Raw genomic sequence first — 16,300 nt, 5'->3', positions numbered from 1 at the left:
TACTGCAGGGGGGACCCTGTGGGAGAGTAGGACGCCGCCGAACAATCATTGTGGGAAAGCCCCGCACCTTCTGGTGCGGGGCTTTTCTGCGTTTAGGATCCGGACATGCGCTATGACCTGATCATCTTCGACAACGACGGTGTGCTCGTCGACAGCGAGCCGATCTCCAACCGCATCCTCGCCGGCTACCTCACCGAGCTGGGCCACCCCACCACCTACGAGGAGTCGGTTCGGGACTACATGGGATCGGCCATGCACCGGATTCACGAGCTGGTCGAGGAGCGGACCGGGCGGCGGCTGCCCGCGGACTTCGACGACGTCTTCCACGCGCGGGTCTTCGCCGCCTTCGAACGGGAGCTGGAGGCGGTGGAAGGGGCCGCCGAGGTGGTCAAGGGCCTGGCCGCGGAGGGGATTCCGTACTGCGTGGCCTCGTCCGGCAGCCATGAGCGGATTCGGGTCGGGCACCGCAAGACCGGGCTCGACACGTGGTTCTCGGACGAGAACGTCTTCAGCGCCGAGGACGTCGGCCGGGGGAAGCCGGAGCCCGACCTCTTTCTGCACGCCGCCGCGCGGATGGGGGTGGCACCGGAGCGGTGTGCGGTCGTCGAGGACAGCCGGCTCGGGGTGCAGGCCGCTGTCGCGGCCGGCATGGACGTGTACGGATTCACCGCGATGACCCTGGAGGAGAAGCTGGCGGGGGCCACCGGGTTCTTCGGGCGGATGGCGGAGCTCCGCTCCAGATTGTGATGGTGATCCATCTACCAAGCGGTAGGTTCCGCCCCTACGCTGTGCCGCCATGACAGATGCGCGGTTGCGGCGTGGGCGGGGCTCCCTGGCGGTCAGCTTCTTCGTGCAGGGGGTCACCTTCGCCCTGCTGGTGACCCGAATACCGGCGATCCAGGACCGGTACGGGATCACGGACGGGCTGCTGCCCGTCTTCCTGGCCGCCGTGCCGGTCCTCGCTGGTGTGTCGAGCGTGGTCACCGAGAAGGTCGTCGCTCGGGTCGGGCCGTCGAACGTGCTGCGCTGGGCGCAGCCCCTCGTGCTGCTCGCGCTCCTGGCCGCCGGGGCCGGCTCGGGGCTGGCGTGGGCGGCCGTGGCACTGGGGGCGTTCGGGCTGGCGGTCGGTGCGCTGGACGCGTCCATGAACATGCTGGGGGTGAGCCTGCAGCGGGCGTACGGCCGGTCGATCATGCTCGGCTTCCATGCCGCTTACAGCCTCGGGGGTATCGCCGGTGCCTCGCTGGCGTGGGTGGGGGCGCACTGGCATCTGTCGCTGTTCGTGTCGTATCTGCCGGTGGTGGCGGTGCTGCTGCCGGTCGTGCTGGTGGGGAGCCGCTGGTACGTGGACGGCGGGGGCGGGCCGGAGGCCGGTGGGGTGGCCACGGACGGGCCGGCCGGGTCCCAGGGCGTGGTGTTCCGGCTGCTGCTGCCGCTGTGTCTGGTGATGACGTTCGCCTACATCGGGGACTCGACGGTCTCGAACTGGTCGGCGAAGTATCTGCAGGACGTGCTGCACAGCTCGGAGGAGCTGGCGACCGTGCCGTACAACGCGTACATGGTGACGACGCTGCTGGGCCGGGCCGTGGGTGACTTCGGGGTGCGGCGGTTCGGGGCGGTCCTGGTGGTGCGGTGCGGGGCGGTGCTGGCGGCGCTCGGGTTCGCGGTGGTGGCGGCGGCGCCGGGGGCCTGGGTGGGGATGGCCGGGTTCACGATTCTGGGTCTGGGTCTGAGCGTGATCGTGCCGCAGACCTTCGCGGCCGCCGGGCGGCTGTTCCCGGGGGCGAGCGACGCGGCGGTGGCGCGGCTCAACGTCTTCAACTACGTGGGTTTCCTGGTGGGCTCGCCGCTGGTGGGGGCGCTCGGGGACGCGTGGAGCTATCGGGGGGCGATGCTGGTGCCGATGGTGCTGGTGCTCGTCACGGTGGTGTATGCCACGTCGTTCGGTACGCAGAAGGCCCGATACGGTGGCGGTCATGAGCGGCCGCGCACTGTTGATGTGGGATGAAGCTGTCACGGGGTACGACTTCGGGCCCGAGCACCCGATGGATCCGGTGCGGCTCGCGCTGACCATGGGGCTGGTGCGGGCGTACGGGCTCGACCGGGCGGTGGACGTGGTGGCGGCGAAGCCGGCCGGGGAGTCGACGCTGCGGCTCGTGCACCGCGAGGACTACGTGGCGGCGGTGCGGGCGGCCTCGGCGGATCCGAAGTCGGCGGACCAGGCGTACGGGCTCGGGACGGTGGACGATCCGGCGTTCGCGGGGATGCACGAGGTGTCGGCGCTGATCGCCGGGCAGTCGGTGGGGGCGGCGGAGGCGGTGTGGCGCGGGGACGCGGCGCACGCGGTGAACTTCACGGGCGGGCTGCACCACGCGATGCCGGGCGGCGCCTCGGGTTTCTGTATCTACAACGACGCCTCGCTGGCGATCGCCCGGCTGCTCGAACTGGGCGCGGAGCGGGTCGCGTACGTGGATGTCGACGTGCACCACGGGGACGGGGTGCAGGCGGCGTTCTGGGACGATCCGCGGGTCCTGACGATCTCGCTGCACGAGCATCCGCGGACGCTGTTCCCCCAGACGGGCTGGCCGGAGGAGACGGGCGCGGCCGGCCCGGGCGAGGGCGGCGCGGTGAACGTGGCGCTGCCGGCGGGCACGGGGGACGCCGGGTGGCTGCGGGCCTTCCACGCGGTGGTGCCCGAGCTGTTGGCCGACTTCCGGCCGCAGGTGTTGGTGACCCAGCACGGGGCGGACACGCATTTCGAGGATCCGCTGGCGCATCTGGCGGTGTCGCTGGACGCGCAGCGGGCGGTGCAGGAGGCCTGTCACGAGCTGGCGCACGCGCATGTCGAGGGCGGCAGGTGGGTGGCGCTCGGCGGCGGCGGATACGCGGTGGTGGACGTCGTACCGCGGTCGTGGACGCATCTGGTGGGGATCGCGGCGCACGCTCCGGTGGATCCGGAGTCGGTGATCCCGTCCTCGTGGCGGGACGAGGTGTACGCGCGGACACGGCAGTTGGGGCCGGGTCGGATGACCGACGGGCGGTGGCCGGTCGGGTGGCGGGACTGGGCGGAGGGGTACGACCCGGCGGACCGGCTCGACCAGGCGATCCTGGCGACCCGTCGGGCGGTGTTCCCGCTGCGCGGTCTGCTGGCCTGAAGCGTTCGTACGGGGCGTGCGGCCGTTACGCCGACAGTGCGGTGTGCCCTGGGTTTCGACCCGGTCGGCGGGTGGTTCCGGCAGCATCGAACCGTGTTGAGTACCGGGGCGCTGCGGGCGCATCTGTTGGCGGCGGGGTTGGCCGGGACGGTGGCGACCTCGCGTGAGGTGAGTCTGCGGAGCTACCGGTTGTTCGCCGCGCGGGATCCCCGGGTGACCCTCGGGCTCGATCCGCTGTGGGGGTGGGACGAGGCGGAGCTGCTGCGTCTGATGGCGGACAGGTGCGGGGTGTCGGGTGATCCGGCGCATCGCTCGGGGCCGGACGTGATCGATCCGGAGCGGACGCTGAGTGCGCTGGACGCGTTCGCGGAGCGCCTGGGGGAGGCGGCGGGGCGGCGGGCTCCGGTGCTCTTCGGGACGGGGCATCCGCACCGGCTGCTGGGTTTCTACGCCGCGCTCGCAGACGCTTTGTCGGCGGCGGGATGTCTTGTTCTCACCCCGGCGCAGGGGAGATGTGTCGACATAACGACCCGGTTCGGCGTACGCACGTACCTCCTGGACCACGTCCGGGGGGTGGCTCTGGTACGAGAGCCGGACCTGCCGGGTACGGGGCGCGAACCCGGAGCGCACACGCACTCGCCGCTGCCGGTTCGGGCGGTGCTGGAAAGCGCCGTGATGGCCGGGGGGCCGCTGCCGGAGCTGGTGGTGGGGGACCACGGTTGGGTCTGCGGGGCAGGTCAGCTGGGTATCGAGGCCATCGGGCTCGCCGACACGGACGATCCCGCGCTGTTCGTCGGGGAGGCGGAGGGGCAGGTGTCCGTGACGGTTCCGCTTGATGACGGGGTGCGCTCCGACTACTACCGTCCACTCACTCGCTATGTACTCAATCGAGCGTGTCTGTCACGGTAAACGGCCGATGGCAGCTCCTCTTCCCCACTCGTACCACCCGCCCCTACTCTGGGCGTGAGCGCGCAGCGACGAAGAGTCACCGGAGGGGAAGCCGGTGGGCGTCGCGTGCGGAAGGTACAGGTGGGTCATGGCTGCTGGCGACAGGCCTCTCAACGAGGTTAAGTTTCTGACCGTGGCGGAGGTCGCCTCGGTGATGCGCGTCTCGAAGATGACCGTGTACCGCTTGGTGCACAGCGGTCATCTGCCGGCGATTCGGGTGGGAAGGTCCTTCCGGGTGCCGGAACAGGCGGTTCACGAGTACCTCAGGGAGTCTTTCGTGGGGGTGGCGACCGCGTAGCGAGCGCGCGGCCGAGAAGCCCGGATCCGCCCTCGGATTACAAGCCGGTCGCTCGGGGCGGTAGGCTAGCCCCTCGTAGGTCGTGTGGGCCCAGACGCCCCGCACCGATCCCCGCTGGCGCGGGGATGTTCCGAGAAGTGAGCGAGGGTAGTCGTGGGCTCTGTTATCAAGAAGCGGCGTAAGCGGATGGCGAAGAAGAAGCACCGCAAGCTGCTCAAGCGCACCCGCGTGCAGCGTCGCAACAAGAAGTAAGCGACGTCGCGACGACGGCGTATTGCGTACGGCGTGGCCCTCCACCGGTTCTCCGGTGGGGGGCCACGCTTTTATTGCGCCGAAATGTGGAGGCGCTACGGTGGCCGTCAGCGGAACACCGATGGAAGACCGACGGAAGGCGCTTCTCTTGGGCAAGGTCGTGCTCGTCACCGGTGCGGCCCGGCACCTTGGTGCCCGTTTCGTACGACGCGTTCAGCGGGACCCGGAGGTCGAGCGGGTGATCGCCGTGGACGCGGTGGAGTCCCCGCACCCGCTCGGCGCGGCGGTGTTCGTCCGGGCGGACATCCGGCAGCCGGCCGTGGCCAAGGTCCTGGCCCAGCACGACGTGGACACGGTCGTCCACATGGACGTGACCGGGACGGCGCTCGGCTCGGGTGGCCGTACGTCGGTCAAGGAGACCAACGTCATCGGCACGATGCAGCTGCTCGGCGCGTGCCAGAAGTCGCCGCGGATCAAACGCCTCGTGGTGAAGTCGAGTACCAGCGTGTACGGCTCCGCGCCCCGTGACCCGGCCGTCTTCACGGAGACGACCCCGGCGAAGTCGCTGCCGAGCGGCGGCTTCGCCAAGGACGCGGTCGAGGTCGAGGGATACGTACGGGGCTTCGCCCGGCGCCGGCCCGACGTGGCGGTGTGCGTGCTGCGCTTCGCGAACATCCTGGGGCCGCGGGTGGACTCCCCGCTCGCCGAGTACCTGGACCTGCCGGTCCTGCCGACCGTGTTCGGCTACGACCCGCGGCTGCAGTTCGTCCACGAGGACGACGTCATGGACGTGTTGGAGCTGGCCGCGAAGGAGCCGCGCCGGGCCACCCTGAACAGCGGCACGTTCAACGTGGCCGGGGACGGGGTGCTGCTGCTGTCCCAGTGCGCGCGGCGGCTCGGCCGGCCGACGGTGCCGGTGCTGCTGCCGGCGGTCACCTGGGTGGGGCAGGCGCTGCGCACGGTCGGTGTCACCGACTTCTCGCCGGAGCAGATCCGGTTGCTCACCCACGGCCGGGTGGTGTCCACGGTGCAGATGCGCGAGACCCTCGGTTTCTCGCCCCGTTACACGACCGCGCAGGCCTTCGCGGACTTCGCGCGCAGCCGGGGGCCCGGCCTGTTGCCGCCGGAGCTGCTCGCGGGCGCCGTGGACCGGCTCGCCGGGCGGCTCGTGCCCGATTCCTCCTCTCCTTCCTCCTCCTCTCCTTCCTCCGATTTCTCAGCCCGCTGAACACCGCTGAACAGGAGCCAGATCGCGATGGCGGACGCCAAGGTCATTCCCTTCGACGACGACCGCCCGCGGGCCCGCCGCAGGCCCGTCAGGGGCGCCGGTGAGGGCTCCGTACGGGCCCTGCCGGCGCAGCAGGCACCGGACGAGCCGCAGGCGGCCCCTGAGGCCCCGGGGGCGGGCCGCTGGGAGCGGCGCCTGGCGGGCGGGCTCGCGTTCCTGCGGCGGCGGGTCACGGGCGACTACGAGGTCGACGAGTTCGGTTACGACGAGGAGCTCACCGACCAGGTCCTGATGTCGTTGCTCCGTCCGGTCTACGAGAAGTACTTCCGGGTGGAGGTGAAGGGCGTCGAGAACATCCCGAAGGAGGGCGGCGCCCTGGTGGTGGCCAACCACTCGGGGACGCTGCCGCTGGACGGGCTGATGATGCAGGTGGCCGTCCACGACCACCATCCGGCGGGGCGTCATCTGCGGCTGCTGGCCGCCGATCTGGTGTTCATGCTGCCGGTGGTGAACGAGCTGGCCCGCAAGGCGGGGCACACCCTGGCGTGCGCGGAGGACGCGGAGCGGCTGCTGCGGGCGGGGGAGATCGTCGGCGTGATGCCGGAGGGTTTCAAGGGCATCGGGAAGCCGTTCGCCGAGCGGTACAAGCTGCAGCGCTTCGGGCGGGGCGGTTTCGTGTCGACGGCGCTGCGGGCCGGGGTGCCGATCGTGCCGTGCTCGATCGTGGGCGCGGAGGAGATCTATCCGATGCTGGGCAACGCGAAGACGCTGGCGCGGGTCCTGGGCCTGCCCTACTTCCCGCTCACCCCGACCTTCCCGTGGCTGGGGCCGGTGGGCGCGCTGCCGCTGCCGACCAAGTGGACGATCCAGTTCGGCGAGCCGATCCCGACGGACGGCTATCCGCTGGAGGCGGCTGAGGACCCGATGCTGATGTTCAACCTCACGGACCAGGTCCGCGAGCAGATCCAGCACACGCTGTACAAGCTGCTGGTGCAGCGGCGGTCGGTGTTCTTCTGAGTCAGGCTTGTTCCGAGCTCGGCTTCTTCCGCGTCCGACTGACGCGTTTTCGGGCAGGGGAATGGGGCGCCCCGCAGGGGGCGCCCCATTCGTGTCCTAGCTCGCGTCGCTGCTGTCGATGCCCAGGCCCGGCAGCAGGCCCGGCAGGATGGGCGGGATCGTCACGTCCGGGACCGGCTGTCCGGACTCCTCGCCGGACGAGGACGAGCTCGGGCCCGTACGCGGCGGGTTGAGCAGTCCGCCCGTGTTGCCGCCGAGCAGGCCCTCGTCCTGGGGCGCGCCCGTGCCGGTGCCGGAGCCCGAGGGGTGGGGCTGCGAGGCGTCGCCGTTGGTGGACGGGGTCGCCGACGAGGTGTGCGGGCGCTGGGTGTCGGCCGGTGCGCTGTGTCGCGGCGTGCTCGGGCCGCCGGAACCGATGGAGCCGCGCTCGGGGGTGCGCGGAAGCACCGACTGCAGCGGCTCGACCTCTTCGTCTATGGCGTCGAAGACGTCGCTCACCTCGTCGCCCACGTCGGTGAGCTGGACGGGGAGCCGGTCGCGCAGTCCGTCCCAGGTGGCCCGGTGGGCCTGGGCGAAGGAGTTGAGCCGGGCCATGGGGCCGATCTCGCCGTCCCGCTCGTAGGCCTGGCGGAGCAGTCGGTGACCCTCGGAGGCGTCGTGCCGCATCCCGTCGAGGACGCGGCGGATCTCGCCGAGTGACTCGTGGTCGAGGTCGCCGGCCCGGCCGCGCTCCATCAGTCTGCGGGCCTCGCTCAGGCGGGTGGAGGCCTGGTCGAGATAGATCCCGCCCCGGTCGGCGTCGTCGTCCGCCATCCCGAGCTTGATGTCCTCCATCCCGCGCTTGAGCCCGTAGAGCGAGTCACCGGGGAGGGCGTCGGAGCTGGCAGCGGCGACGCCGCTGAACGCTCCGGCCGCCACACCGACGGTGAGTCCGCCCGCGGCGAGGCCCTTGGTCCAGCGCGACCGTGGTCGCAACTTCCTGAGTGGGGAGGCCCGATGGGCTCCCTTGCCGCCGGCGGTTCGCTGCTCCGGCACGGTAGGGCCCGCGCCCGCGCTCCCCTCCGCGAGCATCGCTTCCATGGCGGCGACGAGCTGGGCCCGCTGCACCACCTTGACCTCGGGGTCCATCTCCGGCTTCGGCAGCTCGCCGAGACCGTTCGCCAGGGCCAACAGCCGTCCTGCATCGGCCGGTTCGGCCGATGCGTCCGGCTGCTCGGCCGCCGCGCCCTCGGACGTCCGATCCTCCAGGGCCTGGGCGAAGGCGTTCGCCCGCCGGTGCGCCGAAACGTTCGCGATCACTGGCGGCACCTCCTCTCGTCATGACGGTCGACTCCCCGGGGGGTTCGGAAGGTTGCACACCTTGAACGCATCCACACGAAAGAGTGAGTGGAAGTGGACATGGCGTGACCACAGGGAGCCTGCATTTCGCACAACGAGCGGCGCGGCACTTGGGTTACGCGCGAAAGATGATCGGACCAGTGCGTCATCGAGGCGTCACCGACTGTGAGTTGACGGGAGTAGTGGGGACGTGGGGGGGGGGGGGGGGGGGGGGCCTGTGATCCGGGCGACGGTGCGGGGCGCGGCGCGTGTGGGGGGCGCGGAGCGCTCAGCGGGCGTCGTCCGGGAGCAGGCGGGCCAGGGTGCGGACGGCCCGGTACTGCAGGGTCTTGATCGCCCCCTCGTTCTTGCCCATGACCCGGGCGGTCTCGGCGACCGACAGGCCCTGCAGGAAGCGCAGCGTCACGCACTCCTGCTGCTGCGGGTTGAGGCGGCGCACGGCGTCGAGGAGCGCGGCGTTGGAGAGGGACTCGAGGACGGAGTCCTCGGGGCTGCGCTCGACCTCGTTGGCGTCGAGCATCTCGCCGGTGGTCACCTCCAGGCGGAAGCGGCTCGACTTGAAGTGGTCGGCGACCAGGTTGCGGGCGATGGTGACGAGCCAGGCGCCGAAGTCGCGGCCCTGCCAGGTGAAGGTGGAGATCCGGCGCAGGGCGCGCAGGAAGGTCTCGCTGGTGAGGTCCTCCGCCGTCGCCTTGCCGCCGACGCGGTAGTAGATGTAGCGGTAGACCGTGTCGCTGTACTGGTCGTAGAGGCGGCCGAAGGCCTCGGCCTCGCCGGCCTGGGCGCGCTCGACCAGGTCCATCATGCGGGCGCTGTCGCTGTCGGCGGTGGGCCTGCGGGCGGCGGTCGAGGTGCCGGCGCCGCCGCGCGTGCCGCGTCTGCCGACGGCGGCGCCGCTCTCGGCCAAGGCGTAGCAGGGGCCGGCGGGTGCCGGTCCGGCGAAGGCGGGTCCGCTGAAGGCGGGCCCGCCGAGGGCGGGTCCGCCGAAAGCGGGGACGGCGTACGCGGTGGGGACGAAGCCGCGCAAGTGGTCGAGGACCGTTGCGCGCAGCGTAGCCAGGCCCGAGGCGTCAACCCCGACGTGTGGGTACACGGGACTCCCAGAGGCAGAGCTTCCATCACGTGCAGTGCGGGACCGTTCACTCATGGTCGCGAAGTGAGGGTCCGTTGTGCGTCTGAGGAGAATAACGCTTCGTACAGGCAGCGCTACACCCAGTTGCTCAAATCATCGATTAGGTCGCATCTGTTATCGCTTGAAGACGGAACGTGTCGCACTTGGTGACTGATTGCTGATCGGATTGCTTCCGAGTGTGACCAGGGGAGGGGTCGCTTGTGCTCAAGTGCGGGGCGCGGGAGTGATCGTGGCCGCTGTCGGGTAGGGAGCGGTGAATGCCCGGCGGTCGACGTGTACGGGGCTGTTCGACCACGTACGGGTGAGGGCCTCTGGTCCCGGGTTGTCGCAGATGATCGCGGACGAAACGTATCGGCATGATCGGCCCCGGCAGGCGCCGACGCGCCGCGCCGGCCCGGCGGAGCCCCGGCGTGTCCGGTCGGCCGAGCCGGCTGCCGTTCAGTGCCGGCGGCCTTCGATGCCGGCGGCCTTCGATGCCGGCGGCCTTCGGCGCCGGCGGCCGTTCAGCGCCTGCGGCGGTGCAGGGCGAGCGCGGCGGCCGTGCCGCCCGCGAGGGCGCCGACGCCCGCGGCGGCCGGGATGCCGACCTTGGCCGCCTTGCGGCCGGTCCGGTAGTCGCGCAGCCGCCAGTCGCGCTCCTTGGCGTGCCTGCGCAGCTTGGTGTCCGGGTTCACCGCGTACGGATGCCCGACCAGCGAGAGCATCGGGATGTCGTTGTGCGAGTCGCTGTACGCGGCGCAGCGCGCGAGGTCCAGCCCCTCGGCGGCGGCCAGGGCGCGTACGGCCTCGGCCTTGGCGGGGCCGTGCAGCAGCTCGCCGACCAGCTTGCCGGTGTAGACGCCGTCGACCGATTCGGCGACGGTGCCGAGCGCGCCGGTCAGGCCGAGGCGGCGGGCGATGATCGTGGCGGTCTCGACGGGGGCCGCGGTGACCAGCCAGACCTTCTGGCCGGCGTCCAGGTGCGCCTGCGCCAGGGCGCGGGTGCCGGGCCAGATGCGGTCGGCCATGTACTCGTCGTAGATCTCCTCGCCGATCGACATCAGTTCGGAGACGCGGTGGCCCTTGACGATGGACAGGGCGCTGTCGCGGGCCTCCTGCATGTGCTCGGGGTCCTCGACGCCGGCGAGGCGGAACCAGACCTGGGCCCAGGCGAAGCGGGCGAGCTCGCGGCGCTGGAAGAACTTCCGCTTGTACAGGCCGCGGCCGAAGTGGAAGATCGCGGCGCCCTGCATGACGGTGTTGTCGAGGTCGAAGAAGGCGGCGGCCTCGGTGTCGCCGACGACCGGGAACTCCGGCTCGGCGGGCGCGGCTTCCGCGAGTCCGGCCTGGGCGGCGGCCTCCTCACGCTCCTGTTCGAGCTGTTGCGAGGTCTTGCGCGCGGCTTCGGCGGCGGCCTCGCCTGCCAGGACGCTGCGCGCGGTGGCGGAGCGCCTACGGGGGGTGAGCCATCCCTGAGCGGCCATGCGGTGAGCATAGCCAGTCTGTTCGGTCCTTCCCGACTTGCGCGGATGCCGTGGTGTGAACAGTGGGGAACTCCCTTGTTGCCCGGCGCGCAGAATGGACGCCATGTTCGGACGTACGAAGAAGAAGAGCGGCCCGCGCATGGTGACGCTGATCGGCCGGCCGGGGTGTCACCTCTGCGACGACGCCAGGGCGGTCGTCGAGGCCGTTTGCGCCGAGACGGGAGCAAGCTGGGAGGAGAAGGACATCACCCAGGACGAGGAGCTGTACCGCGCCTACTGGGAGCAGATTCCGGTGGTGCTGGTCGACGGTGAACAGCACACCTTCTGGCGTGTCGACGCCGGGCGGCTTCGGCGCGAACTGGGTGCCTGACCGAAAGGCGGCTACCATCGTGGACGTTTTGTTGGGTTCCGGGGGCGGCGTAGCGAGGAGAGTGTGCGGTTTTGCCCCCTTCGGGATCTCAACGCTCCGGCACGCTCCGCGGTTCCACGACATCGCGAACCGGCCGCGTGACCCCGGTCACTTTGGCCGGACAAAACGGACACCATCTTTGTGCACGCGTTCACAAAGACATAGCCTGCATTCGACGGGGCGGTCCTGGGACGCATGGCCGCCTGCAGCCCCGCTCATCCCGCAGGAGCACCGTGGCAACTGGCCGAACTCACCGACCGGCGACCCGTAGCCGAGGAATTCCCGAGGCCACCGTCGCCCGCCTTCCGCTGTATCTGCGTGCCCTCACGGCACTGTCGGAGCGGTCCGTACCCACGGTCTCCTCCGAGGAGCTCGCGGCCGCCGCGGGGGTCAACTCCGCGAAGCTGCGCAAGGACTTCAGCTACCTCGGCTCCTACGGCACGCGCGGCGTCGGCTACGACGTCGAGTACCTCGTCTACCAGATCTCCCGCGAGCTCGGCCTGACCCAGGACTGGCCCGTCGTGATCGTCGGTATCGGTAACCTCGGCGCCGCGCTCGCCGGCTACGGCGGCTTCGCCTCCCGTGGCTTCCGGGTGGCCGCCCTCATCGACGCCGACCCCGCCATGACCGGCAAGCCGGTCGCCGGGATCCCCGTCCAGCACAGCGACGACCTCGAGAAGATCATCAGCGAGGACGGCGTCTCCATCGGCGTCATCGCGACCCCCGCGGGCGTCGCCCAGCAGGTCTGTGACCGGCTCGTGGCCGCCGGCGTCACCTCCATCCTGAACTTCGCCCCGACCGTGCTGTCCGTGCCGGACGGCGTGGACGTGCGCAAGGTCGACCTCTCCATCGAGCTGCAGATCCTCGCCTTCCACGAGCAGCGCAAGGCCGGCGAGGAGCCCGGTGCCGAGCCGGGCGCCGAGACCGCCGCCGTACCGCCGGCCGCCCGTGGCGCCGCGGACGACAGCCGCAAGGGACCTGACGGGGACATGCCCGCGGTGATGCCGGCATGAGCCTCCTCGTCGTCGGTCTCAGCCACCGCAGCGCCCCGGTCAGCGTCCTGGAGCGGGCCTCCCTCTCCCCGGACGCCCGGGCCAAGCTGCTGCACGACACCCTCGCCGCCGAACCGGCCGCCGAGGGCGCCGTCCTGGCCACCTGCAACCGCATCGAGCTCTACGCCGACGTGGACAAGTTCCACGCCGGTGTCGCCGAGCTGTCCACGCTGCTCGCCCAGCACAGCGGCGTCGGCCTCGAGGAGCTCACCCCTTATCTCTATGTGCACTACGAGGACCGGGCCGTCCACCACCTCTTCTCGGTGGCCTGCGGCCTGGACTCGATGGTCGTCGGCGAGGGCCAGATCCTCGGCCAGATCAAGGACGCCCTCGCGGTCGGCCAGGAGCTGCACACCGCCGGACGCCTCCTGAACGACCTGTTCCAGCAGGCCCTGCGGGTCGGCAAGCGCGCCCACAGCGAGACCGGCATCGACCGGGCCGGACAGTCGCTCGTGACCTTCGGGCTCCAGCAGCTCGCCCAGGAGGCGGACGTCGCCGACTGGGCCCGCGGCAAGCGTGCCCTGGTCATCGGCGCCGGCTCGATGTCCTCGCTCGCCGCCGCCACCCTCGCGCGGGCCGGCGTCGCCGAGATCGTCGTGGCCAACCGCACCGCCGCCCGCGCCGACCGGCTCGTGGAGATCCTCACCGAGCCCGGCGGAACGGGCGTGGCCGCACGCGCGGTCGAGATGGTTGCCGTCGGCGACGAACTGACACGTGCCGACGTCGTCGTCTCCTGCACCGGCGCCACCGGACTCGTCCTCACCGGCGAGGCCGTCGAGACCGCCCTGCACGGCCGCACCGAGCCCCTCCACCTGCTCGACCTCGCCATGCCCCGCGACATCGACGCCGCCGCCCACCGCATGCCGGGCGTCCGCCTCGTCGACATCGAGTCGCTGGCCGAGGCCTCCGCCGACGCGCCCATGGCCGCCGACGTCGACCAGGTGCGCGGCATCGTCGCCGACGAGGTCGCCGCCTTCGGCGCCGCCCAGCGCGCCGCACACATCACGCCGACCGTGGTCGCCCTGCGCGCCATGGCCGCCGACGTGGTGGCCGGCGAGGTCGCCCGCCTCGAAGGCAGGCTGCCCGGACTCGACGACAAGCAGCGCGCCGAGATCACCCAGACCGTCCGCCGCGTGGTCGACAAGCTCCTGCACGCGCCCACCGTGCGCGTCAAGCAGCTCGCCAGCGAGCCCGGCGGCGCCGGGTACGCGGACGCACTGCGGACACTCTTCGACCTCGACCCGGAGACGGTTGCCTCTGTCAGCCGGGCCGACCTGAACGACGGCGACGTCAAGAACCGAGGGCGAGTATGACCGAGAGGGCACTGAGGCTCGGGACCAGGCGCAGCAAGCTCGCCATGGCCCAGTCCGGACAGGTGGCCGACGCCGTCCGGCAGATGACCGGCCGGCCCGTCGAGCTCGTGGAGATCACGACGTACGGGGACACCTCCCGCGAGCACCTCGCGCAGATCGGCGGCACCGGCGTGTTCGTCGCCGCCCTGCGCGACGCGCTGCTCGCCGGCGAGGTCGACTTCGCCGTGCACTCCCTCAAGGACCTGCCGACCGCCCAGCACCCCGAGCTGGTGCTGGCGGCCATCCCGCGCCGCGAGGACCCGCGCGACGTCCTCGTCGCCCGGGAAGGGGTCACCCTGGAGACGCTGCCCGCCGGCGCCCGCGTCGGCACCGGCTCGCCGCGCCGCATGGCCCAGCTCAACGCGTACGCGCGCAGCCACGGCCTGACCATCGAGACCGTACCGATCCGGGGCAACATCGACACCCGCGTCGGCTACGTACGCAAGGGAGAGCTCGACGCGGTGGTACTCGCCGCCGCCGGACTCAACCGCATCGGCGGGACCCAGGAGCTCACCGGCTCCCTGTCGGTCGACCACCTCTCGGTCGACTCCGTCCTGCCGGCCCCTGGCCAGGGGGCCCTGGCCGTCGAGTGCCTGGCGTCCGACGCCGCACTCGTCGCCGCGCTCGGCGCGCTCGACGACCCGCACACGCGGGCCGCCGTGACCGCCGAGCGATCCCTGCTCGCCGCCCTGGAGGCCGGCTGCTCCGCACCCGTGGGTGCGCTGGCCGACCTGCTGGCCGACGGCCCCGGTCACGGGCAGGTTGTCACCGAAATGCGCCTGCGCGGCGTCGTCGGCACCACCGACGGCTCCACGCTGGTGCAGCTGTCCACCACCGGTCCCGTACCCACCTCCTACGACGAGGCGGTGGCACTCGGACGCGATCTCGCGAACGAGATGCTCGCCAAGGGTGCGGCCGGTCTTATGGGGGAGCGAGCACTTTGAGCCCCACCAGCCCGACCACCAGCCCCGCGTCCGCAGCCTTCCCCGGCCACGGTCACGTCACCTTCCTCGGCGCCGGACCCGGCGACCCCGGACTGCTGACGCTCCGGGCCGTCGAAGCCCTGGCCGGCGCGGACGTCCTGATCGCCGAGCCGGAGGTGCTCGAAGTCGTCCGCGGCCATGCGCGCGCGGGCGTGAGCACGCCTGAGCTGACGGTTGTCGACGAGGCGTCAACAACCGCCGGTGTCCCCGTGTTGAGGGATGCGACCAATCTTGTCATGGAGGCCGCGAGGGGCGGCAAGCGGGTCGTCCGTGCGGTGACCGGCGACCCCGGCCTCGACGGCAACGCCGGCCAGGAGATGCTCGCCTGCGCCTCCGCCGGCATCCCCTTCGAGGTCGTGCCCGGCGTCGCCACCGCCGTCGGCGTGCCCGCCTACGCCGGCGTGCCCCTGCGCGACGCGCAGGGCACCGACGTGCGCTTCGTCGACGCCCGCACCGCCGACGACCGGTGCTGGGCCGAGGTCGGCGCCTCCGACGGCACGGTCGTCGTGTCCACGTCCTTGGACTCCGTCGCCGCGGCGGCCGGAGAGCTGGTGGCGGCTGGCCGTAAGCCGGACACCCCGCTCACCGTGACCATCGCCGGTACGACGACCCGCCAGCGCACCTGGACCGCCACCCTCGGCACCATCGCCCAGGTCTTCAAGCAGCGCAAGGTGCTCCCCTCGCCCGAGGGCCACCGCCCGGCGATAGCCGTGGTCGGCGAGCGCAGCGCCCCGGCGCAGCGGGACCAGCTGTCGTGGTTCGAGTCCAAGCCGCTGTTCGGCTGGCGGGTGCTCGTGCCGCGCACGAAGGAGCAGGCCGCGTCGCTCTCCGACCAGCTGCGTTCGTACGGCGCGGTGCCGCACGAGGTGCCGACCATCGCCGTCGAGCCGCCGCGCACCCCGCAGCAGATGGAGCGGGCGGTCAAGGGCCTCGTCACCGGCCGCTACGAGTGGATCGCCTTCACCTCGGTCAACGCCGTCAAGGCGGTCCGCGAGAAGTTCGAGGAGTACGGGCTCGACGCCCGCGCCTTCGCCGGCATCAAGGTGGCGGCGGTCGGCGAGCAGACCGCGGCCGCGCTGGTCGACTTCGGTGTGAAGCCGGACCTCGTGCCCAGCGGCGAGCAGTCCGCCGCCGGCCTCCTGGAGGACTGGCCGCCGTACGACCCGGTCTTCGACCCGATCGACCGCGTCTTCCTGCCGCGCGCCGACATCGCGACCGAGACGCTCGTCGCGGGCCTGATCGAGCTGGGCTGGGAGGTCGACGACGTCACCGCCTACCGGACCGTACGGGCGTCGCCGCCGCCGGCGGACACGCGCGAGGCGATCAAGGGTGGCGGCTTCGACGCGGTCCTCTTCACCTCGTCGAGCACCGTGCGGAACCTGGTCGGCATCGCCGGCAAGCCGCACAACGTCACGGTCATCGCCTGTATCGGCCCGGCGACCGCGAAGACGGCGGAGGAGCACGGCCTGCGGGTCGACGTCCTCTCGCCCGAGCCGTCCGTCCACAAGCTGGCCGAGGCCCTCGCCGAGTTCGGTCTGCGGCGGCGGGCCGCCGCGCTGGAGGCGGGCGACCCGGTGACCCGGCCGAGCGAACGGCGTCCGGGCGCGCGACGTCGCCGTACGACGTGACCGGACCCGCTTGACCTGACGTGACGTGACCTGCGGGGCGCGGAC

General features: G+C 71.7%; 16 protein-coding genes. 13 read left to right on the top strand and 3 right to left on the bottom strand.

Annotated elements, in window-relative coordinates:
- Positions 1 to 105 precede the first annotated feature (105 nt).
- From ACIGXE_RS32110 to ACIGXE_RS32075, 8 genes are all read left to right on the top strand, one after another.
- Positions 106 to 747 carry an HAD family hydrolase gene (locus ACIGXE_RS32110; RefSeq protein WP_399752945.1) on the top strand — a complete coding sequence of 214 codons (642 nt, stop codon included), beginning with the start codon at positions 106 to 108 and terminating at the stop codon, positions 745 to 747.
- Between the two features lie 49 nt (positions 748 to 796).
- On the top strand, positions 797 to 2,008 hold the full coding sequence (locus ACIGXE_RS32105; RefSeq protein ID WP_399752942.1) for an MFS transporter: 1,212 nt from the start codon (positions 797 to 799) through the stop codon (positions 2,006 to 2,008).
- Positions 1,977 to 3,155, top strand: coding sequence for an acetoin utilization protein AcuC (locus ACIGXE_RS32100; protein WP_399752939.1), 1,179 nt, complete (start codon positions 1,977 to 1,979; stop codon positions 3,153 to 3,155). Before ACIGXE_RS32105 ends, ACIGXE_RS32100 begins: the two co-directional genes overlap by 32 nt.
- Positions 3,156 to 3,248: 93 nt before the next feature.
- Positions 3,249 to 4,064, top strand: a complete 816-nt coding sequence (locus ACIGXE_RS32095) for a phosphatase (protein WP_399752936.1) — start codon at positions 3,249 to 3,251, stop codon at positions 4,062 to 4,064.
- Between the two features lie 127 nt (positions 4,065 to 4,191).
- Positions 4,192 to 4,401 carry a helix-turn-helix domain-containing protein gene (locus ACIGXE_RS32090; RefSeq protein WP_046910004.1) on the top strand — a complete coding sequence of 70 codons (210 nt, stop codon included), beginning with the start codon at positions 4,192 to 4,194 and terminating at the stop codon, positions 4,399 to 4,401.
- A gap of 153 nt (positions 4,402 to 4,554) precedes the next feature.
- Positions 4,555 to 4,653: a 30S ribosomal protein bS22 gene (locus ACIGXE_RS32085; RefSeq protein ID WP_003948845.1), complete on the top strand. Its 99-nt coding sequence runs from the start codon at positions 4,555 to 4,557 to the stop codon at positions 4,651 to 4,653.
- Between the two features lie 148 nt (positions 4,654 to 4,801).
- Positions 4,802 to 5,881, top strand: coding sequence for an NAD-dependent epimerase/dehydratase family protein (locus tag ACIGXE_RS32080; RefSeq protein WP_399752933.1), 1,080 nt, complete (start codon positions 4,802 to 4,804; stop codon positions 5,879 to 5,881).
- 27 nt (positions 5,882 to 5,908) lie between these two features.
- Positions 5,909 to 6,898: a lysophospholipid acyltransferase family protein gene (locus ACIGXE_RS32075; RefSeq protein WP_399752930.1), complete on the top strand. Its 990-nt coding sequence runs from the start codon at positions 5,909 to 5,911 to the stop codon at positions 6,896 to 6,898.
- 96 nt (positions 6,899 to 6,994) lie between these two features.
- On the opposite strand, the gene ACIGXE_RS32070 is transcribed toward ACIGXE_RS32075, so the two are convergent.
- From ACIGXE_RS32070 to ACIGXE_RS32060, 3 genes are all read right to left on the bottom strand, one after another.
- Positions 6,995 to 8,197, bottom strand: coding sequence for a DUF5667 domain-containing protein (locus tag ACIGXE_RS32070; protein WP_399752927.1), 1,203 nt, complete (start codon positions 8,195 to 8,197; stop codon positions 6,995 to 6,997).
- Between the two features lie 307 nt (positions 8,198 to 8,504).
- Positions 8,505 to 9,329, bottom strand: a complete 825-nt coding sequence (locus ACIGXE_RS32065) for an ECF subfamily RNA polymerase sigma factor, BldN family (RefSeq protein WP_399752924.1) — start codon at positions 9,327 to 9,329, stop codon at positions 8,505 to 8,507.
- 542 nt (positions 9,330 to 9,871) lie between these two features.
- Positions 9,872 to 10,831, bottom strand: a complete 960-nt coding sequence (locus ACIGXE_RS32060; protein WP_399752921.1) for an HAD family hydrolase — start codon at positions 10,829 to 10,831, stop codon at positions 9,872 to 9,874.
- 94 nt (positions 10,832 to 10,925) lie between these two features.
- Between ACIGXE_RS32060 and ACIGXE_RS32055 the strand changes: the two genes are divergently transcribed.
- From ACIGXE_RS32055 to ACIGXE_RS32035, 5 genes are all read left to right on the top strand, one after another.
- Entirely contained in the window at positions 10,926 to 11,201 is a 276-nt protein-coding gene (locus tag ACIGXE_RS32055) for a glutaredoxin family protein (RefSeq protein WP_399752918.1), read from the top strand.
- Positions 11,202 to 11,473: 272 nt separating this feature from the next.
- Entirely contained in the window at positions 11,474 to 12,253 is a 780-nt protein-coding gene (locus ACIGXE_RS32050; RefSeq protein ID WP_399752915.1) for a redox-sensing transcriptional repressor Rex, read from the top strand.
- On the top strand, positions 12,250 to 13,605 hold the full coding sequence (locus ACIGXE_RS32045) for a glutamyl-tRNA reductase (protein WP_399752912.1): 1,356 nt from the start codon (positions 12,250 to 12,252) through the stop codon (positions 13,603 to 13,605). Before ACIGXE_RS32050 ends, ACIGXE_RS32045 begins: the two co-directional genes overlap by 4 nt.
- Positions 13,602 to 14,588 carry a hydroxymethylbilane synthase gene (hemC, locus tag ACIGXE_RS32040; RefSeq protein ID WP_399752909.1) on the top strand — a complete coding sequence of 329 codons (987 nt, stop codon included), beginning with the start codon at positions 13,602 to 13,604 and terminating at the stop codon, positions 14,586 to 14,588. The genes ACIGXE_RS32045 and hemC overlap by 4 nt, the downstream gene beginning before the upstream one ends.
- Positions 14,585 to 16,255: a uroporphyrinogen-III synthase gene (locus tag ACIGXE_RS32035; RefSeq protein ID WP_399752906.1), complete on the top strand. Its 1,671-nt coding sequence runs from the start codon at positions 14,585 to 14,587 to the stop codon at positions 16,253 to 16,255. Before hemC ends, ACIGXE_RS32035 begins: the two co-directional genes overlap by 4 nt.
- The last annotated feature ends 45 nt before the right edge of the window (positions 16,256 to 16,300 follow it).

The sequence above is a fragment of the Streptomyces sp. NPDC053431 genome (genome assembly GCF_044544925.1).
GTDB lineage: Bacteria > Actinomycetota > Actinomycetes > Streptomycetales > Streptomycetaceae > Streptomyces.
This window is presented reverse-complemented; position numbering and strand designations above follow the sequence as displayed.

Coding starts and splice junctions, on each gene's coding strand:
- ACIGXE_RS32045 (WP_399752912.1), top strand. CDS start 12,250: ATGAGCCTCCTCGTCGTCGGTCTCAGCCACCGCAGCGCCCCGGTCAGC.
- ACIGXE_RS32055 (WP_399752918.1), top strand. CDS start 10,926: ATGGACGCCATGTTCGGACGTACGAAGAAGAAGAGCGGCCCGCGCATG.
- ACIGXE_RS32090 (WP_046910004.1), top strand. CDS start 4,192: ATGGCTGCTGGCGACAGGCCTCTCAACGAGGTTAAGTTTCTGACCGTG.
- hemC (WP_399752909.1), top strand. CDS start 13,602: ATGACCGAGAGGGCACTGAGGCTCGGGACCAGGCGCAGCAAGCTCGCC.
- ACIGXE_RS32060 (WP_399752921.1), bottom strand. CDS start 10,831: ATGGCCGCTCAGGGATGGCTCACCCCCCGTAGGCGCTCCGCCACCGCG.
- ACIGXE_RS32075 (WP_399752930.1), top strand. CDS start 5,909: ATGGCGGACGCCAAGGTCATTCCCTTCGACGACGACCGCCCGCGGGCC.
- ACIGXE_RS32110 (WP_399752945.1), top strand. CDS start 106: ATGCGCTATGACCTGATCATCTTCGACAACGACGGTGTGCTCGTCGAC.
- ACIGXE_RS32105 (WP_399752942.1), top strand. CDS start 797: ATGACAGATGCGCGGTTGCGGCGTGGGCGGGGCTCCCTGGCGGTCAGC.
- ACIGXE_RS32100 (WP_399752939.1), top strand. CDS start 1,977: ATGAGCGGCCGCGCACTGTTGATGTGGGATGAAGCTGTCACGGGGTAC.